This is a genomic window from Altererythrobacter chaiwopuensis, from assembly GCF_054957735.1.
Genome location: NZ_JBTXJF010000003.1, coordinates 189758 through 212405, shown reverse-complemented (window position 1 = coordinate 212405; position 22648 = coordinate 189758). Strand labels below are relative to the sequence as shown.

General features: G+C 61.6%; 20 protein-coding genes. 5 read left to right on the top strand and 15 right to left on the bottom strand.

The features are described 5' to 3' along the window. Positions 1-10: 10 nt before the first annotated feature. The 6 genes from ACX3VQ_RS12485 to ACX3VQ_RS12460 all read right to left on the bottom strand — a co-directional run bounded on the left by ACX3VQ_RS12485 (position 11) and on the right by ACX3VQ_RS12460 (position 7496). Positions 11-832 carry a DUF4019 domain-containing protein gene (locus tag ACX3VQ_RS12485; RefSeq protein WP_462581374.1) on the bottom strand — a complete coding sequence of 274 codons (822 nt, stop codon included), beginning with the start codon at positions 830-832 and terminating at the stop codon, positions 11-13. After that, the gene (gene dnaE / locus ACX3VQ_RS12480; RefSeq protein ID WP_462581373.1) at positions 829-4317 is read right to left on the bottom strand and encodes a DNA polymerase III subunit alpha; all 3489 of its coding nucleotides are present in this window, start codon (positions 4315-4317) and stop codon (positions 829-831) included. Before dnaE ends, ACX3VQ_RS12485 begins: the two co-directional genes overlap by 4 nt. Before the next feature lie 148 nt (positions 4318-4465). After that, entirely contained in the window at positions 4466-4945 is a 480-nt protein-coding gene (locus ACX3VQ_RS12475) for a glutathione peroxidase (protein ID WP_462572343.1), read from the bottom strand. Further along, positions 4942-5478, bottom strand: a complete 537-nt coding sequence (locus ACX3VQ_RS12470; protein ID WP_462581372.1) for a hypothetical protein — start codon at positions 5476-5478, stop codon at positions 4942-4944. The genes ACX3VQ_RS12475 and ACX3VQ_RS12470 overlap by 4 nt, the downstream gene beginning before the upstream one ends. A gap of 97 nt (positions 5479-5575) precedes the next feature. Further along, complete coding sequence (locus ACX3VQ_RS12465; RefSeq protein ID WP_462581371.1) at positions 5576-6262, bottom strand: ABC transporter ATP-binding protein; 687 nt, start codon at positions 6260-6262, stop codon at positions 5576-5578. Then, complete coding sequence (locus ACX3VQ_RS12460; protein ID WP_462581370.1) at positions 6255-7496, bottom strand: lipoprotein-releasing ABC transporter permease subunit; 1242 nt, start codon at positions 7494-7496, stop codon at positions 6255-6257. Before ACX3VQ_RS12460 ends, ACX3VQ_RS12465 begins: the two co-directional genes overlap by 8 nt. 217 nt (positions 7497-7713) lie before the next feature. On the opposite strand from ACX3VQ_RS12460, the gene purF reads away from it, so the two are divergent. The 3 genes from purF (at position 7714) to ACX3VQ_RS12445 (ending at position 10423) form a co-directional block, all read left to right on the top strand. Beyond that, positions 7714-9186, top strand: coding sequence for an amidophosphoribosyltransferase (gene purF / locus ACX3VQ_RS12455; protein WP_462572585.1), 1473 nt, complete (start codon positions 7714-7716; stop codon positions 9184-9186). Between the two features lie 3 nt (positions 9187-9189). Further along, a complete protein-coding gene (locus tag ACX3VQ_RS12450; protein ID WP_462572347.1) occupies positions 9190-9906 on the top strand; it encodes an SDR family NAD(P)-dependent oxidoreductase in 717 nt (238 codons plus the stop codon). A 169-nt stretch (positions 9907-10075) separates the two neighbouring features. Next, positions 10076-10423 (top strand): PilZ domain-containing protein, encoded by a 348-nt coding sequence (locus tag ACX3VQ_RS12445; RefSeq protein WP_462572348.1) that lies wholly within the window; start codon positions 10076-10078, stop codon positions 10421-10423. 47 nt (positions 10424-10470) lie between these two features. On the opposite strand, the gene ACX3VQ_RS12440 is transcribed toward ACX3VQ_RS12445, so the two are convergent. The 6 genes from ACX3VQ_RS12440 to ACX3VQ_RS12415 all read right to left on the bottom strand — a co-directional run bounded on the left by ACX3VQ_RS12440 (position 10471) and on the right by ACX3VQ_RS12415 (position 17654). After that, entirely contained in the window at positions 10471-11658 is a 1188-nt protein-coding gene (locus ACX3VQ_RS12440) for a serine hydrolase domain-containing protein (RefSeq protein ID WP_462572349.1), read from the bottom strand. A 61-nt stretch (positions 11659-11719) separates the two neighbouring features. Next, positions 11720-13105, bottom strand: a complete 1386-nt coding sequence (locus tag ACX3VQ_RS12435; protein WP_462581369.1) for a cryptochrome/photolyase family protein — start codon at positions 13103-13105, stop codon at positions 11720-11722. A 115-nt stretch (positions 13106-13220) separates the two neighbouring features. Next, a complete protein-coding gene (locus tag ACX3VQ_RS12430; protein WP_462581368.1) occupies positions 13221-14198 on the bottom strand; it encodes a metal-dependent hydrolase in 978 nt (325 codons plus the stop codon). 94 nt (positions 14199-14292) lie between these two features. Beyond that, a complete protein-coding gene (locus ACX3VQ_RS12425) occupies positions 14293-14694 on the bottom strand; it encodes a GxxExxY protein (protein ID WP_462581367.1) in 402 nt (133 codons plus the stop codon). A 42-nt stretch (positions 14695-14736) separates the two neighbouring features. Further along, positions 14737-15771, bottom strand: coding sequence for a 2-oxoacid:ferredoxin oxidoreductase subunit beta (locus tag ACX3VQ_RS12420; RefSeq protein ID WP_462581366.1), 1035 nt, complete (start codon positions 15769-15771; stop codon positions 14737-14739). After that, positions 15768-17654: a 2-oxoacid:acceptor oxidoreductase subunit alpha gene (locus ACX3VQ_RS12415; protein WP_462581365.1), complete on the bottom strand. Its 1887-nt coding sequence runs from the start codon at positions 17652-17654 to the stop codon at positions 15768-15770. The genes ACX3VQ_RS12420 and ACX3VQ_RS12415 overlap by 4 nt, the downstream gene beginning before the upstream one ends. Positions 17655-17827: 173 nt before the next feature. On the opposite strand from ACX3VQ_RS12415, the gene ACX3VQ_RS12410 reads away from it, so the two are divergent. Then, a complete protein-coding gene (locus ACX3VQ_RS12410) occupies positions 17828-18790 on the top strand; it encodes an alpha/beta hydrolase (RefSeq protein ID WP_462581364.1) in 963 nt (320 codons plus the stop codon). After that, positions 18787-19260, top strand: a complete 474-nt coding sequence (locus tag ACX3VQ_RS12405) for an RNA pyrophosphohydrolase (RefSeq protein ID WP_462581363.1) — start codon at positions 18787-18789, stop codon at positions 19258-19260. Before ACX3VQ_RS12410 ends, ACX3VQ_RS12405 begins: the two co-directional genes overlap by 4 nt. A 23-nt stretch (positions 19261-19283) precedes the next feature. Here ACX3VQ_RS12405 and ACX3VQ_RS12400 read toward each other — a convergent pair whose 3' ends face one another. The 3 genes from ACX3VQ_RS12400 to guaB all read right to left on the bottom strand — a co-directional run bounded on the left by ACX3VQ_RS12400 (position 19284) and on the right by guaB (position 22582). Continuing rightward, positions 19284-19778: a tetratricopeptide repeat protein gene (locus ACX3VQ_RS12400; RefSeq protein WP_462581362.1), complete on the bottom strand. Its 495-nt coding sequence runs from the start codon at positions 19776-19778 to the stop codon at positions 19284-19286. Between the two features lie 59 nt (positions 19779-19837). Beyond that, positions 19838-21022 (bottom strand): RsmB/NOP family class I SAM-dependent RNA methyltransferase, encoded by a 1185-nt coding sequence (locus ACX3VQ_RS12395; RefSeq protein WP_462581361.1) that lies wholly within the window; start codon positions 21020-21022, stop codon positions 19838-19840. A 105-nt stretch (positions 21023-21127) separates the two neighbouring features. Then, positions 21128-22582, bottom strand: coding sequence for an IMP dehydrogenase (gene guaB, locus ACX3VQ_RS12390; protein WP_462572586.1), 1455 nt, complete (start codon positions 22580-22582; stop codon positions 21128-21130). Positions 22583-22648: the final 66 nt, after the last annotated feature.

Below are 22648 nucleotides of genomic sequence, written 5' to 3'. Positions count from 1 at the left end.
TTGTGGTTGCTTATTGCGGCGAGTCTGCATGGCTGTTGACGAAATATCCGACGACCTCCCAGCCATCTTGCCCCCACAACATCACCACCGTTTCCACTACAATCCCTTCGCGACCGGTAAACTCGGTCTGGAATTGCAGGAACTGGTAATCACCTTCAGGTGCGCCGGGCACTGTGCTCGCGCGCTGGACCGTGGTGAGCCGTCGTTCAACCACCTTGCCCAGCGGTGTGCGCACCGGATCGACAACGCTGGCCCATTCCTCGGCGCTGGCCTGTGACTGGAAGTAAGCTCCCGCAGTTTCCCAGCTACCTTGCCAATCGCCGGCATCGACATATTTCAGGAATTCTTCCGCGCGGCCAAGCGCAACGGGATCATCCGCGCTGGCTTTTGCAGCCGTTTCGCTGCCCGCTTGGGCCGGTGGATGCGACGCAGTCGTGCCGCCATCCCCAAGGTAAACGACGCCGACAATGGCGGCTGCGATCAAAACAGACATGATAAGCATTCCTCCTGCAAACCACGTGAGGCCAAATGGTCCACGCGGCAGTTGATTGGTGAGGTCTGCATCATCTGTCTCAGCACCCGATATGGGTATCCCGAAAGATGTGTGTGCAGGATATTGCGGGGTCGCTTCCTCAGCATCTCCCAAAATTCTTGCGGCCTCACGGCTGCTCGACACACCCAATTTGCGGCGTGCATTGCGCAGGCGGTCATTGACAGTATGGACCGAAATATCGAGCTCGATTGCACTCGACTTGGCATCGTGGCCTGCCAAAAGCAGGCGCAGCACTTCCTTCTCCTTGTCGGTAAGATCGGCGATCTGTTCGCTTATCATGCGACCAGCCGCAGGTTCGCACGGCTACGTACCGGCTGTAGCTGGACGTTTTCGATGCCCTCGATCGCCGTGAGCCGCTCTGCCAGTTCGCCATCCAGCGCAAAGTGATGCCCCAGCCGGACACTGGCAAATTCTTCCTGGCTAATCAGCAGCCTTGCAATGGCCTCGCCCTGCCCCTCATCCCCCGGCGCCAGTTCAAGCCGCAGATCGGCCAGCGCCTCGCGGCTGAGCACGTCAAGCGTCAGCATCATCCGCGTACCGCCCTTCACCTCGTCAAGCGGGCGGGCCGCTCGCACGGTAATGCGCGGCGGCTCGCTGGGATTGGGAGAATCCAGCTCTACCTGCAGCAGCAGGCAGGTGGCCTCAGCCGCCCAACGCTCGAACTGGGGCACCAGGCTCTCTTCGAAGCAGGCCGCTGAAAACTGGCCCGACGCATCGGAGAAATCCCCGCGGATGAATTCTGCCCCGCGCTTGGTGCGGCCCTTGCTGAAACCTACAACCATCGCCGCCATAACCGCAGGTGCGCGGCCCCCAGCGGGCGCACCGGCTTCCATGATGCTTTGATAACTGCGCGCACCGTTAGCCGAGGCAAGGTGCCAATATTGCTGCACCGGATGGGCGGCGAAATAGAAGCCGAAATTTTCGCGCTCCTTCGCCATCAGCTCGATGCGCGACCATCGCGGGGTATCCACAAGGTGCAGGCTCTCTTCCGAGGCATCTTCGCCGCCGAACAATGCGGCCTGCCCGCTGGATCGCTCGCGCTCCGCCGCATCCGCCACCGCCAGCAGCATATCGGCATTTGCGAATAATTTCGCACGGTTGTCATCCAGGCAATCGAGCGCTCCCGCGCAGATCAGCCCTTCGAGCTGACGCGAATTCATCGCCCCCTTGGGCATGCGTTCGAACAGGTCCTTGAGGCTGGTAAACGGGCCTGCATTCTCACGCTCGGCCACCACGGCTTCCATCGCCTTGTCGCCGACATTGCGGATGCCGGCCAGCGCATAGCGCACGCCGTAGCCGCGATCGGTCTGTTCCACCGTGAAGCGCGATTCCGAGTGGTTGATACAAGGAGGCAGCACCTCCACACCGCCATGCGCGCCGGGATAGCGCCGCGCATCGTCGACAAATACGGCGAGCTTTTCCGACTGGTGCATGTCGAAACACATCGAGGCTGCGTAGAATTCTTCGGGGTAATGCGCCTTGAGCCAGGCGGTCTGGTAGGCGAGCAGCGCATAGGCGGCGGCGTGTGACTTGTTGAAGCCATAACCCGCGAATTTGTCGATCAAGTCAAACAGCGTGTTTGCTTCGCCCGCCGGTATGCTCGAAACCGTGGCGCAGCCGTCGATGAAGCGCTGGCGCTGCGCGTCCATTTCGGCCTGCACTTTCTTGCCCATCGCGCGGCGCAGCAGGTCCGCTTCGCCTAGCGAGTAGCCCGCCAGGATCTGCGCCGCCTGCATCACCTGTTCCTGATAGACGAAAATGCCGTAAGTCTCTTCGAGAATGCCCTTGAGGCTCGGATGCGGATATTCAATCGGCACTTCGCCCGACTTGCGCTTGCCGAACAGCGGGATGTTGTCCATCGGGCCGGGGCGATAGAGCGAGACGAGCGCGATGATGTCTTCGAACTTGGTCGGCTTCACCGCTGTCAGCGTGCGCCGCATACCCTCCGATTCCAACTGGAACACACCCACGGTATTGCCCGATTGCAGCAGGCCGTAGACCGCTGGATCATCCCATTCGAGCGCCCCAATGTCGATCTCGACCCCGCGTTTGGCCAGCAGGTCCACTGCCTTGCGAAGTACCGAGAGAGTCTTGAGACCGAGGAAATCGAACTTCACCAGGCCCGAGCTTTCGACATATTTCATGTCAAGCTGCGTCACCGGCATGTCAGAACGTGGATCGCGGTAAAGCGGCACCAGCTGCGACAGCGGCCGGTCGCCAATCACCACACCGGCAGCATGGGTTGAGCTGTTACGCGGCAGCCCTTCGAGCTGCAGCGCAAGATCGACCAGCGTCTTTACCTCACCGTCATTGTCGTATTCGCGGCGAAAATCAGCCGCGCCGTTAAGCGCGCGCGGCAAGGTCCATGGATCGGTCGGGTGGTTGGGCACCATCTTGCACAGCCGGTCGACATGGCCATAGCTCATCTGCAGGATGCGCCCGCAATCGCGCAGAACCGCACGCGCTTTCATCTTGCCGAAGGTGATGATCTGCGCGACCCTGTCATGACCATAGCGTTCCTGCACGTAGCGGATCACTTCGCCGCGCCGCGTTTCGCAGAAATCGATATCGAAATCCGGCATTGAGACGCGTTCGGGGTTGAGAAAGCGCTCGAACAGCAACCCCAGCCGGATCGGATCGAGATCGGTGATGGTCAGCGCCCATGCGACCAGCGAGCCTGCGCCCGATCCGCGCCCCGGCCCCACCGGAATCCCGTTGTCCTTGGCCCATTTGATGAAGTCGGCAACGATCAGGAAATACCCGGGGAAACCCATGTTGACGATAATATCGACTTCATAGTCCAGCCGGTCGAAATAGGTCTTGCGCTCCGCATCAGACAGTTCGCCATAGGGCTCGAGCCGGGCCTCCAGCCCCTTGCGCGCATCCTCGGCCAGCATTCTCGCTTCGCCTTCAAGATCGCCCGCAAGGCTGGGCAGGATCGGCTTGCGATCGGGCGGCAAAACGGCGCAGCGCTGCGCGATGACCAGCGTATTGGCGGTCGCCTCGGGCAGGTCGGCGAACAATTCCTCCATCATCGGAGCCGATTTGACCCAGGCATCGCGATTGGTATGCGGGCGATCCTCGGCATCGATATGGCTCGAATTGGCGATGCACAGCATGGCATCGTGCGCCTTGTGGAAATGCGGCTCGGCATATTGCGCCGGGTTGGTCGCAACCAGCGGCAGGTTTCGGGCATAAGCCAGATCGATCAGCGCTTCCTCCGCCGCAGCGCAGACCGGATCGCCATGCCGCGCCAGCTCGATATAGAGCCGCTGCGGAAACAGGGCTTCCAACCGGTCGATCAGCGCCTCGGCATGGCTCTGCTGCCCTTCAGCCAACAGGCGTGTCAATGTGCCCTCACCCGCACCGGTGAGCGCGATCAGCCCCGCAGTATGTCCCTCAAGGTCAGCCAGCTGGACATGTGGTTCGAATTCCAGCGGACGGTTGAGGTGAGCCCTGGAGACAAGGTGGCAGAGATTGTCATAGCCAGCTTCGTCCTGCGCGTAGAGCGGCAGGAAATCGACCTGTCGGCCTTCTTCGTCCCGCGCCACGCCAAGCAATGTGCCAATGATCGGCTGCACACCCTCACCCAGGCATGCGCTGCCAAAAGCCACCGCGCCATAAAGCCCGTTGCGGTCGCAAATCGCGATGGCGGGAAAGCCGCGTTCCCTGGCAAGCTTGGCAATCGCCTTGGGATCGATCGCCCCCTCGAGCATCGAATAGGAAGACTGGACACGCAGCGGGACAAAGGGAGCAAAGGCCATGGGGGTACTATGCGTACCCCGGCCGGATTCGCCAAGCTTCGAAGGTAGCCTATCCCCTAATCGTCATTGCGAGGAGGCCAATAGGCCGACGCGGCAATCCAAATTCAAAACTGGGTTGCTTCGCTACTCTCGCAATGACGAAGCGCCGTCACAGCAGCTTCTCGATATCCTTGGCAATTCGATCGGGCGTATCGGTCGGCGCATAACGCCGCACCACATTGCCTTCACGATCGATCAGGAATTTGGTGAAGTTCCACTTGATCGCGGTCGAGCCCAGCAAGCCCTTCGCTTCGCCCTTCATCCAGCCATAAAGCGGCGATGCATCTGGCCCATTGACGTCGATTTTCTGCATCAGCGGGAATGTCACCCCGAAATTGAGCTTGCAGAACTCCTGGATTTCATCGGCATCGCCCGGCTCCTGATTGCCGAACTGGTTGCAGGGGAACCCCAGCACCTCGAAGCCCTGATCCTTGTATTTCTGGAACACCTTTTCCAGCCCGTCATATTGCGGGGTAAAGCCGCATTTGCTGGCGGTGTTGACCACCAGCAGCACCTTGCCCTTCTTTTCGGCCAGGTTCAGTTCTTCGCCGCGATTGGTGGTAACGGTGAAATCGGCGATGCTGGTCATTGGTCCGGTCCTTCCTTGCGGCGATAGATGAAGTCATAGCGTGTCTGCCACGTCAGACCCTGATCCGTCGAGGCCTCACCATGCTGGCGAACCGTATTGCTGTCGATTGCGGTGAAAGTCTGCCGTACCAGCGCATGCCTGCCCGGCCCACCGAAATTGCGCCAATAGCCGGTCAGCACCATCGCGCCGTCCGCAGGCCCGCCCACGAACTCGACCCGGCCCGGCGATGACCCGATCCAGAACTGGTGCCACTGGCCGGTCAAGGGATCGTAGGCGTTGAGACTGCCGCCGCCCATTCCGTTCAGCGGCATCCAGTTCTCCCGCACCGCGCAGCCAGCATAGAGCCGTTCGATCCTGCTGTCGGCAACTTTGTCTGCGCCGTCACGGTTGGGATATACGTCCCACTCGCCCACCCAGAAGTCGAAAGCGGCGTGCTGCTGGCTGTCACAGGCTGGCTGAGCAGGAGCTGGGGCTGGCGGCGCGCCGGCAGGATCGGCCTGTAACAGCGCAAGTGCGCCCAGAAAGACTATCATCGCATTTCTCCCCCAATGTCCCCGGTCAGGAACTACGCGGAGAGCCGGCCGTCAAACTCGCATCCATCAACGGGGCACGGCGTTCTGCGAAGCGTCTCTATTCCAGCACACCCTCATGCAATTGCACCACGCGGTCCATCTTGGCGGCCAGCCTTTCGTTGTGGGTCGCCACCAAAGCCGCGCTGCCCTCACCGCGCACCAGCTCAAGGAATTGCGCAAGAACCCGTTCGGACGTGTGTTCGTCAAGATTGCCGGTCGGTTCGTCAGCCAGCACCAGCATCGGGCGGTTGGCCAGCGCCCGTGCCACCGCCACCCGCTGCTGCTCGCCGCCCGAAAGCTGGCTCGGGCGGTGATCCATCCGGTGGCCTAAGCCCAACGCGACAAGCAGATGCTCGGCGCGGGCATTGGCATCGGCACGCGGCACGCCGGCAATCATCTGCGGCATCACGACATTCTCGCGCGCGCTGAAATCGGGGAGCAGGTGATGGAACTGATACACAAACCCCAGGCGTTCGCGCCGCACCCGCGTACGCTCGTCGGTAGGCATGCTGCCCGCATCCTCGCCCGCGATTTCGATCGAGCCCTCGAAGCCGCCCTCCAGCAAGCCAACCGCTTGGAGCATGGTGGATTTGCCGGTTCCTGACGGACCAAGCAGCGCGACAATTTCACCCGGCATAACATCGAGATCAACCCCGCGCAGCACTTCGATGGTCACATCGCCCTGCTGAAAGCTGCGTTTCAGCCCGCGCAACCGCACTACCGGGCGGGTCGAAGTTTCATTCATAACGCAACACCTCGACCGGATCGGTGCTGGCAGCCTTGATCGCGGGATAAAGCGTAGCAAGGAAGCTCAGCACCAGCGCCAGTGCAATGATGCCGGCAACTTCGAGTGGATCGGTGCGCGATGGCAAGGTGGAAAGGAACCGTACTTCGGGATTCCAGATCTCCTGCCCCGTCGCCCAGGCAATGAAAGTCACAATGTTTTCGCGGAAGTAAAGCACCACGAATCCCAGCACGAGGCCTGATACGGTGCCAAGCGCGCCAACGGTGAAGCCGGTGGTCACGAAAATCTTGGTCAGGCTGCGCCGCGTCGCCCCCATGGTGCGCATGATCGCAATATCGCGCGTCTTGGCGCGAACCAGCATGACCAGACTTGAAAGGATATTAAAAGCCGCAACCAATACCATGAAACTCAATGCAAAAAACATTGCCACTCGTTCGACTTGCAAGGCTTCGAACAGGGTTGCGTTCATGGTCTTCCAGTCTGCTATCACCGCCCGCCCGGCAAGCTTTTCCTGAACCGGAGACAGAATTTCACCCACTTTGTCAGGATCGTCCACAGTCACTTCGATCATGCCAACCGAATCGCCCATCAACAGCAGGGTTTGTGCATCGCTCATCGGCATCATCACGAATTTCGCGTCATAGTCGTAGATACCGACCTCGAAGATCGCTGAAACCTGATAGCCGACCTGGCGCATCGACGTGCCGAACGGCGTCGCCCTGCCTTGCGGGTTGATGATGGTAATCGTGTCGCCCACCCGCGCCCCGATATTCTGCGCCAGGCGTGATCCAATCGCCACATTGCCCGCATCGGGCTGCAATTCGGACATATTGCCCAGCAGCACGCGGTCTGCCAGGCCCGCAAGGTCTTTCTGGGTCTGGCCGCGCACGAATATGCCCTCGACCCGTCCGTTGAATGTGACCAGCAGCGGCTGTTCGATCAGCGGAGAGGCATCGACGACCCCGGGCGTCGACTTCACATCGGAAAGCACCTCTTCCCAATTGTCGAGCCGCCCGCCGTATGCCTGCACGATTGCATGGCCGTTGATGCCCACAATCTTGTCGAGCAGTTCGGCGCGAAATCCGTTCATCACGCTCATCACCACGAGCAACATGGCGACGCTGAGCATCACCACGCCCACACCGATCCCGGCAACGAGCGCGATGAACGCCTCCCCCTTGCCCGGCAAGAGGTAGCGTTTGGCAATCATGCGTTCAAAGGGAGACAGGATCACGATGGCCCGATCATTGTGTCAGAAGCGATGAATGGGGGATTTAGGGGCATGGCGCGCAGCACGCAATGGAGCGGGACCGTACTTTCCCTAGCAAAAGCTTGTGGCGGGGCAGGCTGCGTACCGGAGATCGGGCTTGTAATCGGGCCGTAACATCGCCATTGACCCGCCCACAGACAGGGCACGCTTCAGCAGGCAGGCGTTTAAGATGACCAGGGCGATGAATTGGACTCACCCTTTCCTCGACGTAGATGGAGACAAGCTGCGTGAGGAATGCGGCGTCTTTGGCGCGATCAACGCGACGGATGCGGCTGCGCTAACCGCGCTGGGGCTGCACGCATTGCAGCACCGCGGGCAGGAAGCCGCCGGAATCACAAGCTTCGATGGCAGGGAATTCTATTCCCGCCGCGGCCTTGGCCATGTGGCGGAGAATTTCTCCTCGCCCGGAGCGATCGCCGAATTGCCTGGCTCGATGGCGGCCGGTCATGTGCGTTATTCGACAACAGGGGGTGCCGGGCTGCGCAATGTACAGCCGCTCTATGCCGATCTTGCCAGCGGCGGCTTTGCGGTATCGCACAATGGCAATATCTCCAACGCGCAGAAGCTGCGCAGCGAACTGGTACAGAACGGCGCAATCTTCCAGTCGACCTCCGACACGGAAGTGATCATCCACCTCGTCGCCACCAGCCGTTATCCGACGATGGTCGATCGCCTGATCGATGCGCTGAGACTGGTGGAGGGTGCCTATGCGCTGGTGGTGATGACGCCAGAGGGCATGATGGCGTGCCGCGATCCGCTGGGCATTCGCCCCTTGGTGATGGGCCGGATGGGCGATGCAGTCGTGTTCGCCAGCGAAACAGTTGCGTTTGACGTGGTAGGCGCAGAGTTCGTGCGCGAGGTTGAGGCGGGCGAGCTGATCCGGGTGGATCTTGATGGCGCGATCCACTCGCTGCATCCGTTCGGGCGGCACAGCCCGCGCCCCTGCATTTTCGAGCACGTTTATTTCAGCAGGCCCGATTCGATATTCGCAGGCCATACGGTCTACGAAGCCCGCAAGGCGATCGGCAAACAGCTTGCAATCGAAAGCCCGGTAGAGGCCGATTTCGTGGTTCCTGTGCCCGACAGCGGAGTTCCCGCAGCGATTGGATATGCCCAGCAATCGGGCGTACCGTTCGAGCTTGGCATAATCCGCTCGCATTATGTCGGGCGCACTTTCATCCAGCCATCCGACGGCGCACGGCATTCAGGCGTCAAGCGAAAGCATAATGCCAATCGCGGTCTTGTGCAGGGCAAGCGGATTGTCCTGATTGACGATTCGATCGTGCGCGGAACCACCTCGATGAAAATTGTCGAGATGATGCGCGAGGCTGGCGCAAGCGAGGTGCATTTCCGGGTGGCCAGCCCGCCCACTGCCCACAGCTGTTTCTATGGTGTCGATACCCCCGAGCGCAGCAAGTTGCTGGCGGCGCGGATGGACCTCGAGCCAATGCGCGAATTCATCAAGGCGGACAGCCTCGCCTTCGTTTCGATCGATGGGCTTTACCGGGCAGTGGGCGCGAAGCGCCGCGACAATGGTTGTCCGCAATTCTGCGACGCCTGCTTCACCGGTGATTACCCCACTTCGCTGACCGACCGGGCCGCCAGCGAAAGTGAAGCGGCGCAGCTCTCGTTCCCAGATCACAAGGCGGCTTGACCGATGGCAACCAGCAAGGTTTTCGACGGCAAGCTTGCGCTTGTCACCGGCGCAAGCAAGGGTATCGGCGCTGCTGTGGCCAGGGGGCTGGCCGCGCAAGGCGCGCATGTCGTTCTGGTCGGGCGTGACGTCAAAGCGCTGGAAGAGGTTGAGGATGCGATCCATGAGGATGGCGGCACATCAACCATTGCCCCGCTTGACCTGACCGAACCCGATTCGATCGGACGCCTTGCCTCTGCCATCTCCGGGCGGTGGGACAAGCTTGATATCATGGTGCTTGCCGCTGCCTATCTGCCCACCCTGACGCCGATGACGCAGATTGACGCCAAGCAGTTCAACCAGGCACTCAACCTCAATGTCCTGGCGACCCAGGCGCTGCTGGCGGCATTCGACCCGATGCTGAAACGCGCAGATGCCGCGCGTGTCATTGGCCTTACCAGCAGCGTTGGCGCCGCGCCCCGGGCTTATTGGGGCGCTTATGGATCGACCAAGGCAGCGTTCGATAATCTTCTGAGCTGTTACGCACAGGAAGTTGAAAAGATTTCGAAAATCCGTATCGCTATCATTGATCCAGGCGCCACTCGAACTGCCATGCGCGCCAAGGCTTATCCGGGTGAAGATCCCGAAACGGTCAAGCCGCCGGAAGACGTCGCGGCGCATCTGCTGTCATTGCTGCAAAGCGACTTCCCGACCGCGCATCGTGAACGCATAGAGCACTGAAATTACTGAAAAACCAGGTGTTAAAGGCCCGGTAACCATGCCCCGAAACGGCTTGGTAACCGCGATCGGTCAACGTGTGTGAAGCCTGACGCCAGGAATGCGCCGCAAGGTGCGGGTTCGTTGCATTCTGCCGGGGTCAGGTCAGATACGCTGATTGAGGAATTTCGTGATGCAAACGACGCAAGATCGCTACCATCTCGCAGCGCAGGAAGATCGCTGCGCGCCCCGCACCAAACTCACCATTCCCGCAACGCTGCGCGCGTCGGGTGGCCGCGCCTTTCAGAGTGTGGTGCATGACCTTTCGATATCCGGCTTTTCGGCCGCTTCGATCAACCGCATGCACGAAGGCCAGATTTGCTGGCTGACCCTGCCCGGGCTCGAATCGCTTCAGGCACAGGTCGTCTGGTGGGACAATTGCATTGTCGGCTGCGCATTTAGCGAACTGCTGAGCCCGATCGTGCATGACAACATCATGCAACGTTACGCGAACACGGGCATGTACCGCAGCGCCAGCTAGGCCGGTGCCGCCAGATTATCGCCTAAAATAATCGCCGCCGCTGACACCTAGTCGGCTGCGGCGATTTTCCTTGTCAGCGCCAGCCATTCTGCGCGGTACGGCGGATTGCTGGCGACAGGCCAATTGCTGACAACCGCGAGCACCATTCGCTCTTCGGGCAGAATGGTTATCGCCTGGCCAAAGATCCCCTGCGCGCCATAATCCGCCCCTGGATAGGCCCACCACTGATAGCCATAGCCAAAACCGCCATTGCCGAAATCTACCAGAGCGCTTCCTGCACTCGTGAACCATCCTTCGGGCACCACGCCATTGCCGCCCTCGAGCGCGAACTGCCCCATCCGGGCATAATCGGCCAGCCGCAATGATATGCAGCAACCGCCGATGTTGCCCCCACGCGGGTCGGTCATCCAGAACATGCCGCCTGCAAACCCCGCCGGATCAACGATCTTGTCCTTGGCGTAATCGGCCATCGGCAATCCCACGGCGTTCTCAACCAGCATTCCAAGCAGGTTCGTCTCGCCGGTCTTGTAGACCCATTTTTCGCCGGCCGGAGCCTCGCGCTCCAGCTCGCGCATCTGCGCCACGATCGCATCGGGCCCGTACTCGAGCACAAAACGGTTCATTTGCGCGACGTCGCTGTTTGGATCGGCGTAATCCTCGTTCCACTTCACGCCCGAGGTCATGGTGGCAAGCTGCTCCACCGTCACGCCGTCATAGCCCGAGCCTTTGAGCGCGGGGATATAGCGCGTCACCGGGTCGTCCATGCTCGCAACAAAGCCGTCCCGCACCGCTGCCCCGAGCAATGTCGAGGTGAAGCTCTTGGCGACGGAGAAGCTCGTCCAGCGTTGTTTGGGGCCAAAGCCAAGGCGATAGGCCTCAAAGCGCTTCTTCCCGTCCTGCAGGACCATCACGCCCGCAGCATCGGTTCTTTGCATGAAGGCGCGGATGTCGCCCGCGATACCCGGACTAAGCGGCGGGCCATCGGGCAGAACGCGCGGCTCTGGCGCGGGCACAATTTCGTGGCCGGGGAACCATTCCTCCATCGCGCGAAAACGTTTGGAGCGCTGCTCGTCGTTCCAGAACAGCACCTGCAATTCAGAGGGATCACGCGGCGGCGGGCTCACCAGGGTGACCGCATCGGCAGCGGGTGCTGCCTGCCCTGCCTCGCCCACATAGCTTGCCGTACACCCCGCCAATGCCAGCGCGATGGCGGCGCTGCTTACCCAAACCCGCATTCTTCTCTCCCCTAATGCATTTTCGGCCCGACCCTATTGGGCGAACCCATGGCAGGCAAGCCTAGCAATCCTTCATTTTGCGGTATGCCCCCAGTGCGCGTTCGCGCCCCTCCCTGTGGCCGATGATCTTCGCCGGATAGCGTCCGCGCATATCGTCGGGCGGGTCATGGATGAAGGGTTCATTCAGCCCGCCCAGCTCGGGCACATAGGTGCGGATATAGCCCGCCGCATCGAACTTCTCGCTCTGGCTGAGCGGGGCCATGATCCGCACGAACATGTTGGAATCGACTCCCGTGCCCGCCACCCACTGCCAGTTGGCGGCGTTGCTGGCGTAATCGGCATCGACCAGCGTGTCCCAGAACCACTTTTCGCCCGCGCGCCAGTCGATCAGCAGGTGCTTGATGAGGAAGCTGGCTGCGATCATGCGCACGCGGTTGTGCATCCAGCCGGTCTTCCACAGCTGGCGCATCCCGGCATCGACGATGGGATAGCCGGTCATGCCCTGCCGCCACGCCTTGAGATCGGCGGCGGCCTGCGGATCGGTGGCTGGATCGCGCCATGCGAGCTTGTCGAATTCGTCGCGATAGCTCTGCGTGGCGTAGGCGGGGAACTGGCAGATCACGTTCTGGGCATAGTCGCGCCAGATCAGCTCCTTCTCGAAGGTCTTCCACCCGTTGGAGCGCTTTGAGGCAAGCGCATGCCACACCTGCACCGGGCTGATCTCGCCGAAGTGCAGGTGCGGCGAAAGCTGACTGGTCTTGTCGACCGAGGGAAAGTTCCGGCCTTCGTCGTAGTCGGCAACGTGATCGGCCCACCATTCGAGCCGTGCGTGCGCCGCAGCCTCGCCCACCTGCCAGAAATTGCGCATCCCACCCGCCCAGTCGGGGCGCGTCGGGAGCAGGTTCCAGTCCTCCAGCACATCGCTGGCGGACCATTTGGCAGGAGTGGTAAGCGTATCCGGCGCAGGCAATGCGTCGCGCGGGGGGAGCAGTTCCAGCGTCGCCTTCGCAAACGGGGTGTAGATCTTGTACGGTGTGCCCGATCCGGTGGTCACTGCACCGGGCGGGAGCAGGTAGTTCGCGTCGTGGAGCTGGAGGTCGAGCCGCTCCGCCAGCTCGCCCTGCGCCTTGCGCCACCACGGTTCGTAATGGCGGTTGGCGTGGACCGTGGTCACGCCCACTTCCAACGCAAGCTTGACCAGTTCCTCCACCGCATCGCCGCGCCGCAGGATCAGGCGGCTGCCCCGCTCTGCCAGCGCGCGCCCAAGGCTCTCAAGCGAATGGTGCAGCCACCAACGCGAGGCACCACCATAGGCATGCCCCTTGGCCCGCGCGTCGTCGAGCACGTAGACCGCGATCACCGGCCCAGCCTTGGCAGCATGATATAGCGCGGGGTTATCGGCCAGGCGCAAATCGCGCCGCAGCCAAACGATCTGGGGGTTGGTCATGGTCTCATATCTCGCAATCCCCCCTTACGTCATTGCGAGGCGACGCAGTCGCCGCGGCAATCCAGAGCGGAGTGCGAGACGCTCTGGATTGCTTCGCTTCGCTCGCAATGACGGCTCAATTGGCGGAAAGTTCCTCACACTTCACATCCGGCAGCGCGACCGAGAACCGGTCCCGCGCGCGGGGATCGTAGAAGCGGGCATCGCGGAGGATGACGGAGCCGTCCCCCGCGCGTTCGGCAAAGGGTGCCCGCGACCAGAAGAGGAAGGCGGTAAGCTCCTTAGTTTCGCTTGCTCCGTCGATGGCCTTTTCGATGGCCTTTTCAAGGTCACAAAATTCGTCGGTTAGATCGGAAATTTTGACACCCGAGTGGGTGCCCGCTTGACCATCAAACTCGCCCCAATAACCGTTGCCGCCGAGCAGCAACTCTCGCTCCCAAAAAGCGAGGGGCAGCGGGCTGGCTATAATCGTTTCAGGCTCAACCCCAAATCCCAACATTTCATTTCTAGCGTTGTGCTCTGCCGAGGACGTTATCGCCCAATTCAACCCAATATACCCCAGCGCCACTACCATTGCGATCCGCGCAGGCCGCATCCACTCCCCACCCCGCTTCTCCCGCCGGAGCGAAAACCACGTGGCGAAGCCCATCAGTGCCCACAGCCACACATCAATGATGAACAGCGTATCGCCATAGAACCACTGGCTGGAAAACGGCTCCAACAAGCGAATGCCGTAGACGTTGAGCCAGTCGAGCGCCGGGTGGGTCAGGCAGCCGATGAAGGCAAGGCCGTAAAGCCAGCCGAAATGCACCGGCAGCCGCCCCTTTGGCCGCGTACCTCGCTTTGCCTGCCAGCGGTCGAAACCATACAGCAGCCCCGCCAGGATCAGCGGCAGCAGCACCAGCGCGGGCGGGCCGTGCGTAATCCCACGGCGGAAGCCGAGGTGCTCCACCCCCTCCAGCCAGAAGAAACACGCCGCATCGACATCGGGCAGGTTCGCGCCCACGATCAGCGCAGGCATAGCCAGCCCCGTCTTGCGCTTGAGCCCGGCCTGCCCGATCAGCGCGCCGACAAGGCTATGGGTGATATTGTCCATGCGGTTTTGTTTGTCCTATCGGTTAACCCTTCGGCTGTGCTTCGCAACCGCTACTTGATGACGATTCAGTTTCTCACGCAAAGGCGCAAAGGCGCTAAGAAGGGGGCAACACTGCTTCGCGATGGTTGTTGACGATACGTTTGATCCCCTGCTTGAAGGTTTCCTGACCAAAATTCATCAGCAAACCGAGCGGTAGTTCCATTAATCGCAGGTATGTCAGGAGTTGCTTGGGATAGAGAGCGCTGTCGCGCTCAGTCGACTTGAGCTCGATCACAAGGCGCTCTTCAACCAGCAGGTCGATGCGAAAGGCGTTGTCAATGACAACGCCTTTATACTTGATCGGGACCACCACTTGACGCTGCACCCTGATGCCACGCTCTCGCAATACCTCTGCCATCAGGACTTCATAAACGGACTCAAGCATCCCGGGCCCAAGCTCCTTGTGAAGCTTGAATCCGCAATCAACCGCTTGTTTGGCAAGTTCTTCAATATCCACGCAAACCTCTTAGCGCCTTTGCGCCTTTGCGTGAGATAAAAATCAAGCCGGATGTCCATCCTCGCCGTGAACCGTCCAGGTCTGGCCAGAGCCAAGCAGCTTGGCGAGGTTCGCCTGTTTGCCGGATGTCGCACGCTCGCGTTCTCCGGCCACGCCCATCTCGAAGGTCGGGCGCGGATCGTCATAGAGCACGCCCAGCGCCATCGGGAACGGGCCGAACGGCAGCTCGACCAGCATATGCGCGATCGAACGGTTGGTGACATCGTGCACGATCACGCCCGCCGCTTCCCAATTGCCGTCTGCCACATCCACTACCTTGAGGCAGAGATTGTCCTTGTCGAGCGCAATTCCCTTGGTGCCGCCGTCGAACAGCATCGGCTGCCCGTTCTCGAGCCAGAGCTGGCGATCCTCCGCCCCCTTGGGCGCGGCAAAATCGTTGAACACATCCTTGTTGTAGACGATGCAGTTCTGGAAGATCTCGATGAAAGCGGCGCCCTGGTGGGCATGCGCGGCCTTGAGCACATCGGGCAGGTTCTTCGATACGTCGAACCCGCGCCCGACAAAGCGCGCGCCCGCACCCAGTGCAAAGGCGCAAGGATTGGCGGGCCGGTCCACCGATCCAATCGGGGTCGAGGGGCTGCGCGTGCCGATACGGCTGGTGGGCGAATACTGCCCCTTGGTGAGACCGTAGATCTCATTGTTGAACAGCATTATCTGCATGTTCACATTGCGGCGCAGCACATGCAGCATGTGGTTGCCGCCGATCGACAGCCCGTCGCCGTCGCCCGTCACCAGCCACACGTCGAGATCGGGATTGGCCAGCTTCACCCCCGTGGCAACCGCAGGTGCGCGGCCATGGATGGTGTGGAAACCGTAAGTCTCCATGTAATAGGGAAAGCGGCTGGAACAGCCGATCCCGCTGATGAAGCAGGTGTTGGAAGGGTCAGCGCCCAATTGCGGCAGCGTGCGCTGCACCGCCTTCAGGATGGCGTAGTCGCCGCAGCCGGGGCACCAGCGCACTTCCTGGTCGGTTTCCCAATCCTTGAGCGTGGTCTCGATCTTGGTTGGAGCGTTCATGCCAAAGCCTCCTCGATCGCTTCTTCTAACTCGTGGATATAGAATGGTTGCCCGCTCGTTTTATTGAGCGGCTGTGCATCGACCAGATACTGGTCGCGCAGCACGGTTTTGAACTGGCCGGTGTTCATTTCAGGCACCAGCACCTTTTCATAGCTCTTGAGCAGCTCACCCAGATTGCCGGGAAGCGGCCAGATATGGCGCACATGGATATGGCTGACGTCCAGCCCCTTGGCCCTCGCCCGGCGCACCGCCTGATGGATCGGCCCATAAGTGCTGCCCCAGCCGACCACCGCCAGCTTGCCACCCGCTTCGCCCAGGCTCACCGCCTGATCGGGCACCGAAATGTTCAGCACTTTCGCCTGGCGCGCATCGGTCATCGCCTGGTGGTTGTCAGGCGAATAATCGAGATGGCCGGTGTCGACCTGCTTCTCGATCCCGCCAATGCGGTGCATCAGGCCTGGCGTGCCGGGCTTGATCCAGGGCCGCGCGCCCTTGCTGTCGCGCTTGTAGGGCAGCAGAGTGGCATCCCCACTCTCATTGGCAGGCCCGTTCTTCTCCGCCAGGAAGTTGGCGGGGAACGGCTCGAAACTGGCCGGATCGGGCACTTTCCACGGCTCGGCAGCATTGGCGATATAGCCATCGGTCAGCAGCATCACCGGCGTCATGTACTGGGTCGCTATGCGGCAGGCCTCGATCGCACATTCGAACGCATCGCTGGGGCTGCACGCAGCAATCACCGGCATCGGCGCATCGCCATTGCGGCCATAGACGGCCTGGTAGAGATCGCTCTGCTCGGTCTTGGTCGGAAGACCGGTGGACGGCCCGCCGCGCTGCGAATTGACGATCACCAGCGGCAGCTCGGTCATGATGGCAAGGCCCATTGCCTCACCCTTCAGCGCAATGCCGGGGCCCGATGAGCTGGTTACGCCAAGGCTGCCGGCATAGCTGGCGCCGATCGCGGCGCAGATCGCGGCGATCTCGTCTTCCGCCTGGAAGGTGGTGACGTTGTATTCCTTGAGCCGGGCAAGATGGTGCAGGATCGCGCTGGCAGGCGTGATCGGATAGCCGCCGAAGAACATCGGCAGGCCGGCCAGCTGTGCCCCTGCGACGAGGCCCAGCGAAACCGATTCCGCCCCCGTTATGGTGCGATAGAGCCCGGCCTCCGTCGGCACCGGCGGCAAATGCAGCTGCTTGAGCGGGCCGGACAGCTCAGCCGTCTCGCCATAGGCATGGCCGGCGTCGAGCGCGGCGATATTGGCGTCTGCAATATCCGGCTTGGACTTGAACTTTGCCCGCAGCCACTCGTGGATAGGCTCCCGCGAACGGTCGAACATCCACAGCGCCAAGCCCAGCGTCCACATGTTCTTGCTGCGCAGCGCATCCTTGTTGCCCAGCCCAAACGGCTTGACCGCTTCGATCGTCAGCGCGCTGATATCGAACGCCAGCAAATCATACTTGGCCAGGCTCCCGTCTTCCAGCGGGTTGGCCTTGTATTTCGCCTTGTCGAGATTGCGCTTGGTGAATTCGCCGGTGTCGGCAATGATCAGCCCGCCCGGCTTCAGCGCGGAAAGATTGGTTTTCAGCGCCGCCGGGTTCATCGCCACCAGCACATCGGGGGCATCGCCCGCAGTGTCGATCTCGCGGCTGCCGAAATTGATCTGGAATGCGGATACGCCGAACAGCGTGCCTTGCGGCGCGCGGATCTCCGCCGGAAAATCGGGAAAAGTGGCGAGATCATTGCCTGCCAGCGCGGTCGAAAGCGTAAATTGCCCGCCGGTCAACTGCATCCCGTCGCCGCTATCGCCCGCAAAGCGGACCACCACGGCATCAGGTTGTTGGTGAAGTGCCGCTTCGGGCGGCGTATGAGCGGCCTGGGTCGCCATGTGCATTCCTTGTCGCGCGCCCGATTGCGGGCGCTTGTGCATTGCTAAAGGCCACCTATTCCTCGGTTCCTTCTCCCGCAATGAAGTTTTTCTCTTCGTATGACAAATGTCGAGTAGAAATGCACCGCACACGCCACTAACCTGTCGAAAAGAACAACTGGAGAGCGCACCGGATGGCCGCTGAAAAACCGACTAAAACACCATTTGTCCGCCCTGATGTGAAAGCCTTTATCGAGGCTCTTGCCGGAATTGGCGGGCCTACACTCGCTGAAATGTCGCTCGAGGAGGCGCGCCAGAGCTATGTCGCGCTGCACGCAATGGCCGATGCGCCGCCCCGCGATCTGGCGGTGATTCGCGAGCTTTCATGCCCTGGTCCGGCGGGCGAGATTGCCCTGCGGCTTTATGACAGCCGCGAAAACCGCGCGCCTGGCCCGGTAATCTGCTTCTTCCACGGCGGCGGATTCGTGATCGGCGATCTTGATACACACCACAATTTGTGCACCGAGATTGCACACCAGATGGATTTGCCGGTGGTGGCGACTCACTATCGCCGCGCGCCCGAACACCCCTTCCCCGCCGCGATCGAGGATTGCGAGGCCGCTGCCCGCTGGATTGCCGGTTCGCCTGAGGCGCTTGGACGCGGGGCGACCGGTATCGTGCCGATTGGCGATAGCGCGGGTGGCAATGCCGCGATCGTGGTGTCGCAATTGCTCGGTGCAAAGTCCGCCGCGGTGCCGGTGCTCCTGCAAGTACCGATTTTCCCGCTCGCCAGTGATGCCTTCGGTTCGGCGAGTTTTGAGCAATTTGCCGACGGATTTGTCCTGACAAAGGCATCGATCGAATATTTCGACGCTGCCTATGCCCCCGATCGCGGCGATCCGCGCGCCATGCCGATCCTGGGCGATCACTCATGCGCGCCGCCAACGGTGCTGGTTACCGCCAGCCTCGACCCGATCCGCGATTCGGGCCGCGATTATGGCGCCGCATTGAGCAATGCAGGGGTCGATCACGTATTCATCGAGGTCAAAGGCGGAACGCACAGCTTCACCAATCTGCGCCAGGCCGTGCCCAGCTACCAAAAGGATCTCGAACGCGTATTCGCTGCAATGAAGCTGATGCTGGCGGCACAGGAATGAGCCTGCTGCCATACCGGCCCTGTGCTGGCTTCATGCTCGCCAATCGGCAGGGGAAGGTGTTTGTTGGCCAGCGGATCGATTCGCAGCATCTTGGCGCCTGGCAAATGCCGCAGGGAGGGATCGATCCAGGCGAGGATACGGCAATGGCCGCGCTGCGCGAACTAGCGGAGGAAACCGGGATCGGCGAACATCTGGTCGATATTATCGCCCGGACCAAAGAGCCGCTGCGCTATGACCTGCCCGAAGATCTGATCGGCAAGCTGTGGGGCGGCAAGTATCGCGGGCAGGAACAGCATTGGTTCCTGGGCCGGTTCAAGGGCAATGACGAGGATGTGGACCTGGAAGCGCACAACCCGCCCGAATTCGCGACCTGGCAATGGATCGAGCCGCAGCAGCTCCCCGATATGATCGTGCCGTTCAAACGCGACGTTTACCGTGCGGTGGTGCGGGAATTCGCCGCGCTCATCTAACGCAGCTGGACTGACGCGAAAGGTTAGTTGGGCGTGCCGCCCTCGGCTTCGCTGGCGGCCATGCGCGGCTGCGGGACGCCGCGCGAAATCACGCTGGCAAGCTCAACCGCTTCGGGGCAGCTCTCGCCGCAGATGCTTTCAAGCTGGGCGAGTTTGCGCTTGGCCTTCTCCAGCGCGCCCTTTTCCACCAGAGCTTCGCCCTCGCCCGAAAGCGCGGCGAGATTGCCGGGATCGCGGGCAAGCGCTTCGCGGTAATAGCGGATCGCCTTGCCCTGCATTTCCTCGGTCCGCGCGACTTGCGCCAACTCAAGGAATATCGGCGTATGGCCCGGATCGAGCGCCAATGCCGCCTCGAACGCGTCAATCGCCGCTTGCGCATCGCCTTGCGCCAATGCCGCCCGCCCCTGTTCGACCATGGCGGCAGCGCGCGGATCGGGCACGCGCTCTCCGGCATGGCTCATGCTCGCGGTGATCGCGAATGCAAGTGACAAGGCAGCGGCGGCGGGCGCGAAACGCATGATCAGCTCCTTCAAGGCAGCGTGCTTCAAGACCGAAGGTTCAGCCATAATCGATTTGGCTAACATGCTAAACCCAGCAAGGCGACAAAAAATCCATCCGTGCCGTCTTGATACGGCGTCAGCCGGACGCCTTCACCATGTTGGCGGCCGCCGTGCGGCATGGTTAATTCGAGCGGCTTGAAATCCTTATGCCGATCCAGAAATGCGCTGATCCGATCCTTGCCTTCGGCGTCGAGCAGCGAGCATGTAACGAAACCGATCCGTCCACCCGGCCTCACTAGCCGCGCAGCTATCTCCAGCAACCGGTCTTGCGTCTCCATAAAACGTTGCAACCGCTCTGGAGTGAGCCGCCATTTCGCCTCGGGCTTGCGCCGCCAGGTGCCTGTGCCCGAACACGGCGCGTCAATCAGGACGAGATCAGCCCCCGCGTGAAATTCTGCCAGGCGGTCAAGCTCATGCCCTGGATCGAGCAGCAGCGTCTCGATCATGCCTGCACCGGCCCGCCCGGCGCGCGGGGCAAGGCGCGAAAGGCGGCCCCGATCGATGTCGCAGGCGAGCAGGCGCCCCTGATTCTGCATCGCCGCGGCGAGCGCCAGCGTCTTTCCGCCCGCCCCGGCGCACAGGTCAATCACGGTTTCGCCCGGTTTCGCATCGCAGGCGAGGCAGACGATCTGGCTGCCGTGATCCTGCACCTCGATCTGGCCGTCCTTATACTGCGCCCACTGCTCTACCTGCGTGCCGCCGTCAAAACGAAGCGCTTGCGGCGCCGCGAGCCATTCGCCTGCCTCAGGCAGCTCCAGAACCGCACGATCCGCCTTCAGCGTGTTGACGCGAATATCGAGCGGTGCGCGATCCATCAGTGCTGCTGCCTCGCCTGCCGAAATGCCTGAGGCGGCAAGGCGCTCCATCAGCCAGTCTGGCGCAATCCCGCCTTGTGCCGGCTCATCACTTTCGCCAATCGGCGCCGGGCCATAATTGGAGCCATCGAAGCACGCGCGAAGTGCCGTATCTCCCTCGGCCAATCGCAGCACAGCCGCGCGGCCATTTTCAGGCACCGGCCCGCAAGCGCGGATCGCAGCATAGACCAACTCGCGCACGGCACGGCGATCCTTGGATCCGGCATAGCGATTGCCGCGCGCCCAGTCCGAAATCAGCCGGTCGGCCGGCGCGCCTTCTCGCTTTGCGGCATCGATAATCGCATCAAGCAGCTCGATCGCCGCCTGGACTCGTGCAGCGGGGGTCACTGTAAATCCCGCGATCTCCGGCGAAAGCCGGAGTCCAGCGCACACAAGCACCCATGTGTCGCAACGGGTTCCTGCTTCCGCAGGAACGCACGGTCCCTCAAGGCCCTAGCGCGTCGGATAATTCGGTGCCTCACGCGTGATCGCCACGTCATGGACATGGCTTTCCGATAGCCCGGCATTGGTAATCCGCACGAATTGCGCCCGCGCCTGCAGTTCTTCGATCGTTGCCGATCCGGTATAGCCCATCGCCGCCTTGATCCCGCCCACAAGCTGGTGAACCACAATTGCTGCGGGGCCCTTGAACGGCACCTGGCCTTCGATCCCCTCAGGCACCAGTTTCATGGCAGAAACATCGGCCTGGAAATAGCGGTCCGCACTGCCGCGCGCCATCGCGCCCACGCTGCCCATGCCGCGATAGGACTTGTAGCTGCGCCCCTGGTAAAGAAAGGTTTCGCCCGGGCTTTCCGCAGTTCCCGCGAGCATCGAGCCGACCATGATGGTTGAAGCCCCGGCGGCCAGCGCCTTGGCTGCATCGCCGCTGGTACGAAGCCCCCCATCAGCGATCACCGGCACGCCAGATTTGGCGGCCTCGGCCGCGCAATCCATGATCGCGGTCAGCTGTGGCACGCCCACGCCGGCCACCACACGCGTGGTGCAGATTGAGCCTGGCCCGATGCCCACCTTGATCGCGTCCGCCCCGGCGTCAATCAGCGCGCGGGTTGCCTCGGCAGTGGCGACATTACCGGCAATAACCTGCACCGAATTGGACAGCCGCTTGGCCCGCTCGACCGCGCGCGCCACGTCCTTGTTATGTCCATGCGCGGTGTCGATCACCACCACGTCAACCTCGGCGTCAACCAGCGCTTCAGTCCGGGCAAAGCCCTTGTCGCCCACAGTGGTGGCCGCCGCAACGCGCAAACGCCCGGCGGCATCCTTGGTCGCATCAGGGTAGGTCACGGCCTTTTCCATGTCCTTGACCGTGATCAGTCCGATGCAGCGGTAATTCTCGTCAACCACCAACAGCTTTTCGATCCGCCGCTGATGCAACATGCGGCGCGCCTCTTCCTGCCCGGTGCCAAGCGGCACGACCGCCAGGTTATCGGTTGTCATCAGTTCGCGCACGGGCTGCATCGGGTTTTCGGCAAAGCGCACGTCGCGATTGGTCAGGATTCCCACCAACTTGCCGTCGCGGTCAGTTACCGGGATGCCGCTGATGCGATGTTGCAGCATCAATGCCTGGGCATCGCCCAGCGTTGCATCGGGGCTGATCGTGATCGGGTTGACCACCATGCCGCTCTCGAAGCGCTTGACCTGGCGCACTGCCGCACACTGCTGATCGATCTCGAGATTACGATGAAGTACGCCGATGCCGCCCATCTGCGCCATGGCGATCGCCATGTCCGCCTCGGTCACAGTGTCCATTGCAGCCGAAATCACCGGAATGTTGAGCACAATGTCGCGCGTCAGCCGCGTTGCTGTGTTGGCCATGCCCGGCAAGACATCGCTTTCGGCCGGACGCAGCAACACGTCATCGAAGGTAAGACCGAGCGGGATATCCATAGTCGCCACTTTCATCGCAGGGGGAGATTCGTGGCGGCCCATGTAACCGCATGTTGCCGCAGGGGC

Excerpts from the sequence above, each read along its gene's own strand:
- ACX3VQ_RS12485 (WP_462581374.1), bottom strand. The coding sequence starts at position 832 with ATGATAAGCGAACAGATCGCCGATCTTACCGACAAGGAGAAGGAAGTG.
- dnaE (WP_462581373.1), bottom strand. The coding sequence starts at position 4,317 with ATGGCCTTTGCTCCCTTTGTCCCGCTGCGTGTCCAGTCTTCCTATTCG.
- ACX3VQ_RS12475 (WP_462572343.1), bottom strand. The coding sequence starts at position 4,945 with ATGACCAGCATCGCCGATTTCACCGTTACCACCAATCGCGGCGAAGAA.
- ACX3VQ_RS12470 (WP_462581372.1), bottom strand. The coding sequence starts at position 5,478 with ATGATAGTCTTTCTGGGCGCACTTGCGCTGTTACAGGCCGATCCTGCC.
- ACX3VQ_RS12465 (WP_462581371.1), bottom strand. The coding sequence starts at position 6,262 with ATGAATGAAACTTCGACCCGCCCGGTAGTGCGGTTGCGCGGGCTGAAA.
- purF (WP_462572585.1), top strand. The coding sequence starts at position 7,714 with ATGAATTGGACTCACCCTTTCCTCGACGTAGATGGAGACAAGCTGCGT.
- ACX3VQ_RS12450 (WP_462572347.1), top strand. The coding sequence starts at position 9,190 with ATGGCAACCAGCAAGGTTTTCGACGGCAAGCTTGCGCTTGTCACCGGC.
- ACX3VQ_RS12445 (WP_462572348.1), top strand. The coding sequence starts at position 10,076 with ATGCAAACGACGCAAGATCGCTACCATCTCGCAGCGCAGGAAGATCGC.
- ACX3VQ_RS12440 (WP_462572349.1), bottom strand. The coding sequence starts at position 11,658 with ATGCGGGTTTGGGTAAGCAGCGCCGCCATCGCGCTGGCATTGGCGGGG.
- ACX3VQ_RS12435 (WP_462581369.1), bottom strand. The coding sequence starts at position 13,105 with ATGACCAACCCCCAGATCGTTTGGCTGCGGCGCGATTTGCGCCTGGCC.
- ACX3VQ_RS12430 (WP_462581368.1), bottom strand. The coding sequence starts at position 14,198 with ATGGACAATATCACCCATAGCCTTGTCGGCGCGCTGATCGGGCAGGCC.
- ACX3VQ_RS12420 (WP_462581366.1), bottom strand. The coding sequence starts at position 15,771 with ATGAACGCTCCAACCAAGATCGAGACCACGCTCAAGGATTGGGAAACC.
- ACX3VQ_RS12415 (WP_462581365.1), bottom strand. The coding sequence starts at position 17,654 with ATGGCGACCCAGGCCGCTCATACGCCGCCCGAAGCGGCACTTCACCAA.
- ACX3VQ_RS12410 (WP_462581364.1), top strand. The coding sequence starts at position 17,828 with ATGGCCGCTGAAAAACCGACTAAAACACCATTTGTCCGCCCTGATGTG.
- ACX3VQ_RS12405 (WP_462581363.1), top strand. The coding sequence starts at position 18,787 with ATGAGCCTGCTGCCATACCGGCCCTGTGCTGGCTTCATGCTCGCCAAT.
- ACX3VQ_RS12400 (WP_462581362.1), bottom strand. The coding sequence starts at position 19,778 with ATGCGTTTCGCGCCCGCCGCCGCTGCCTTGTCACTTGCATTCGCGATC.
- guaB (WP_462572586.1), bottom strand. The coding sequence starts at position 22,582 with ATGGATATCCCGCTCGGTCTTACCTTCGATGACGTGTTGCTGCGTCCG.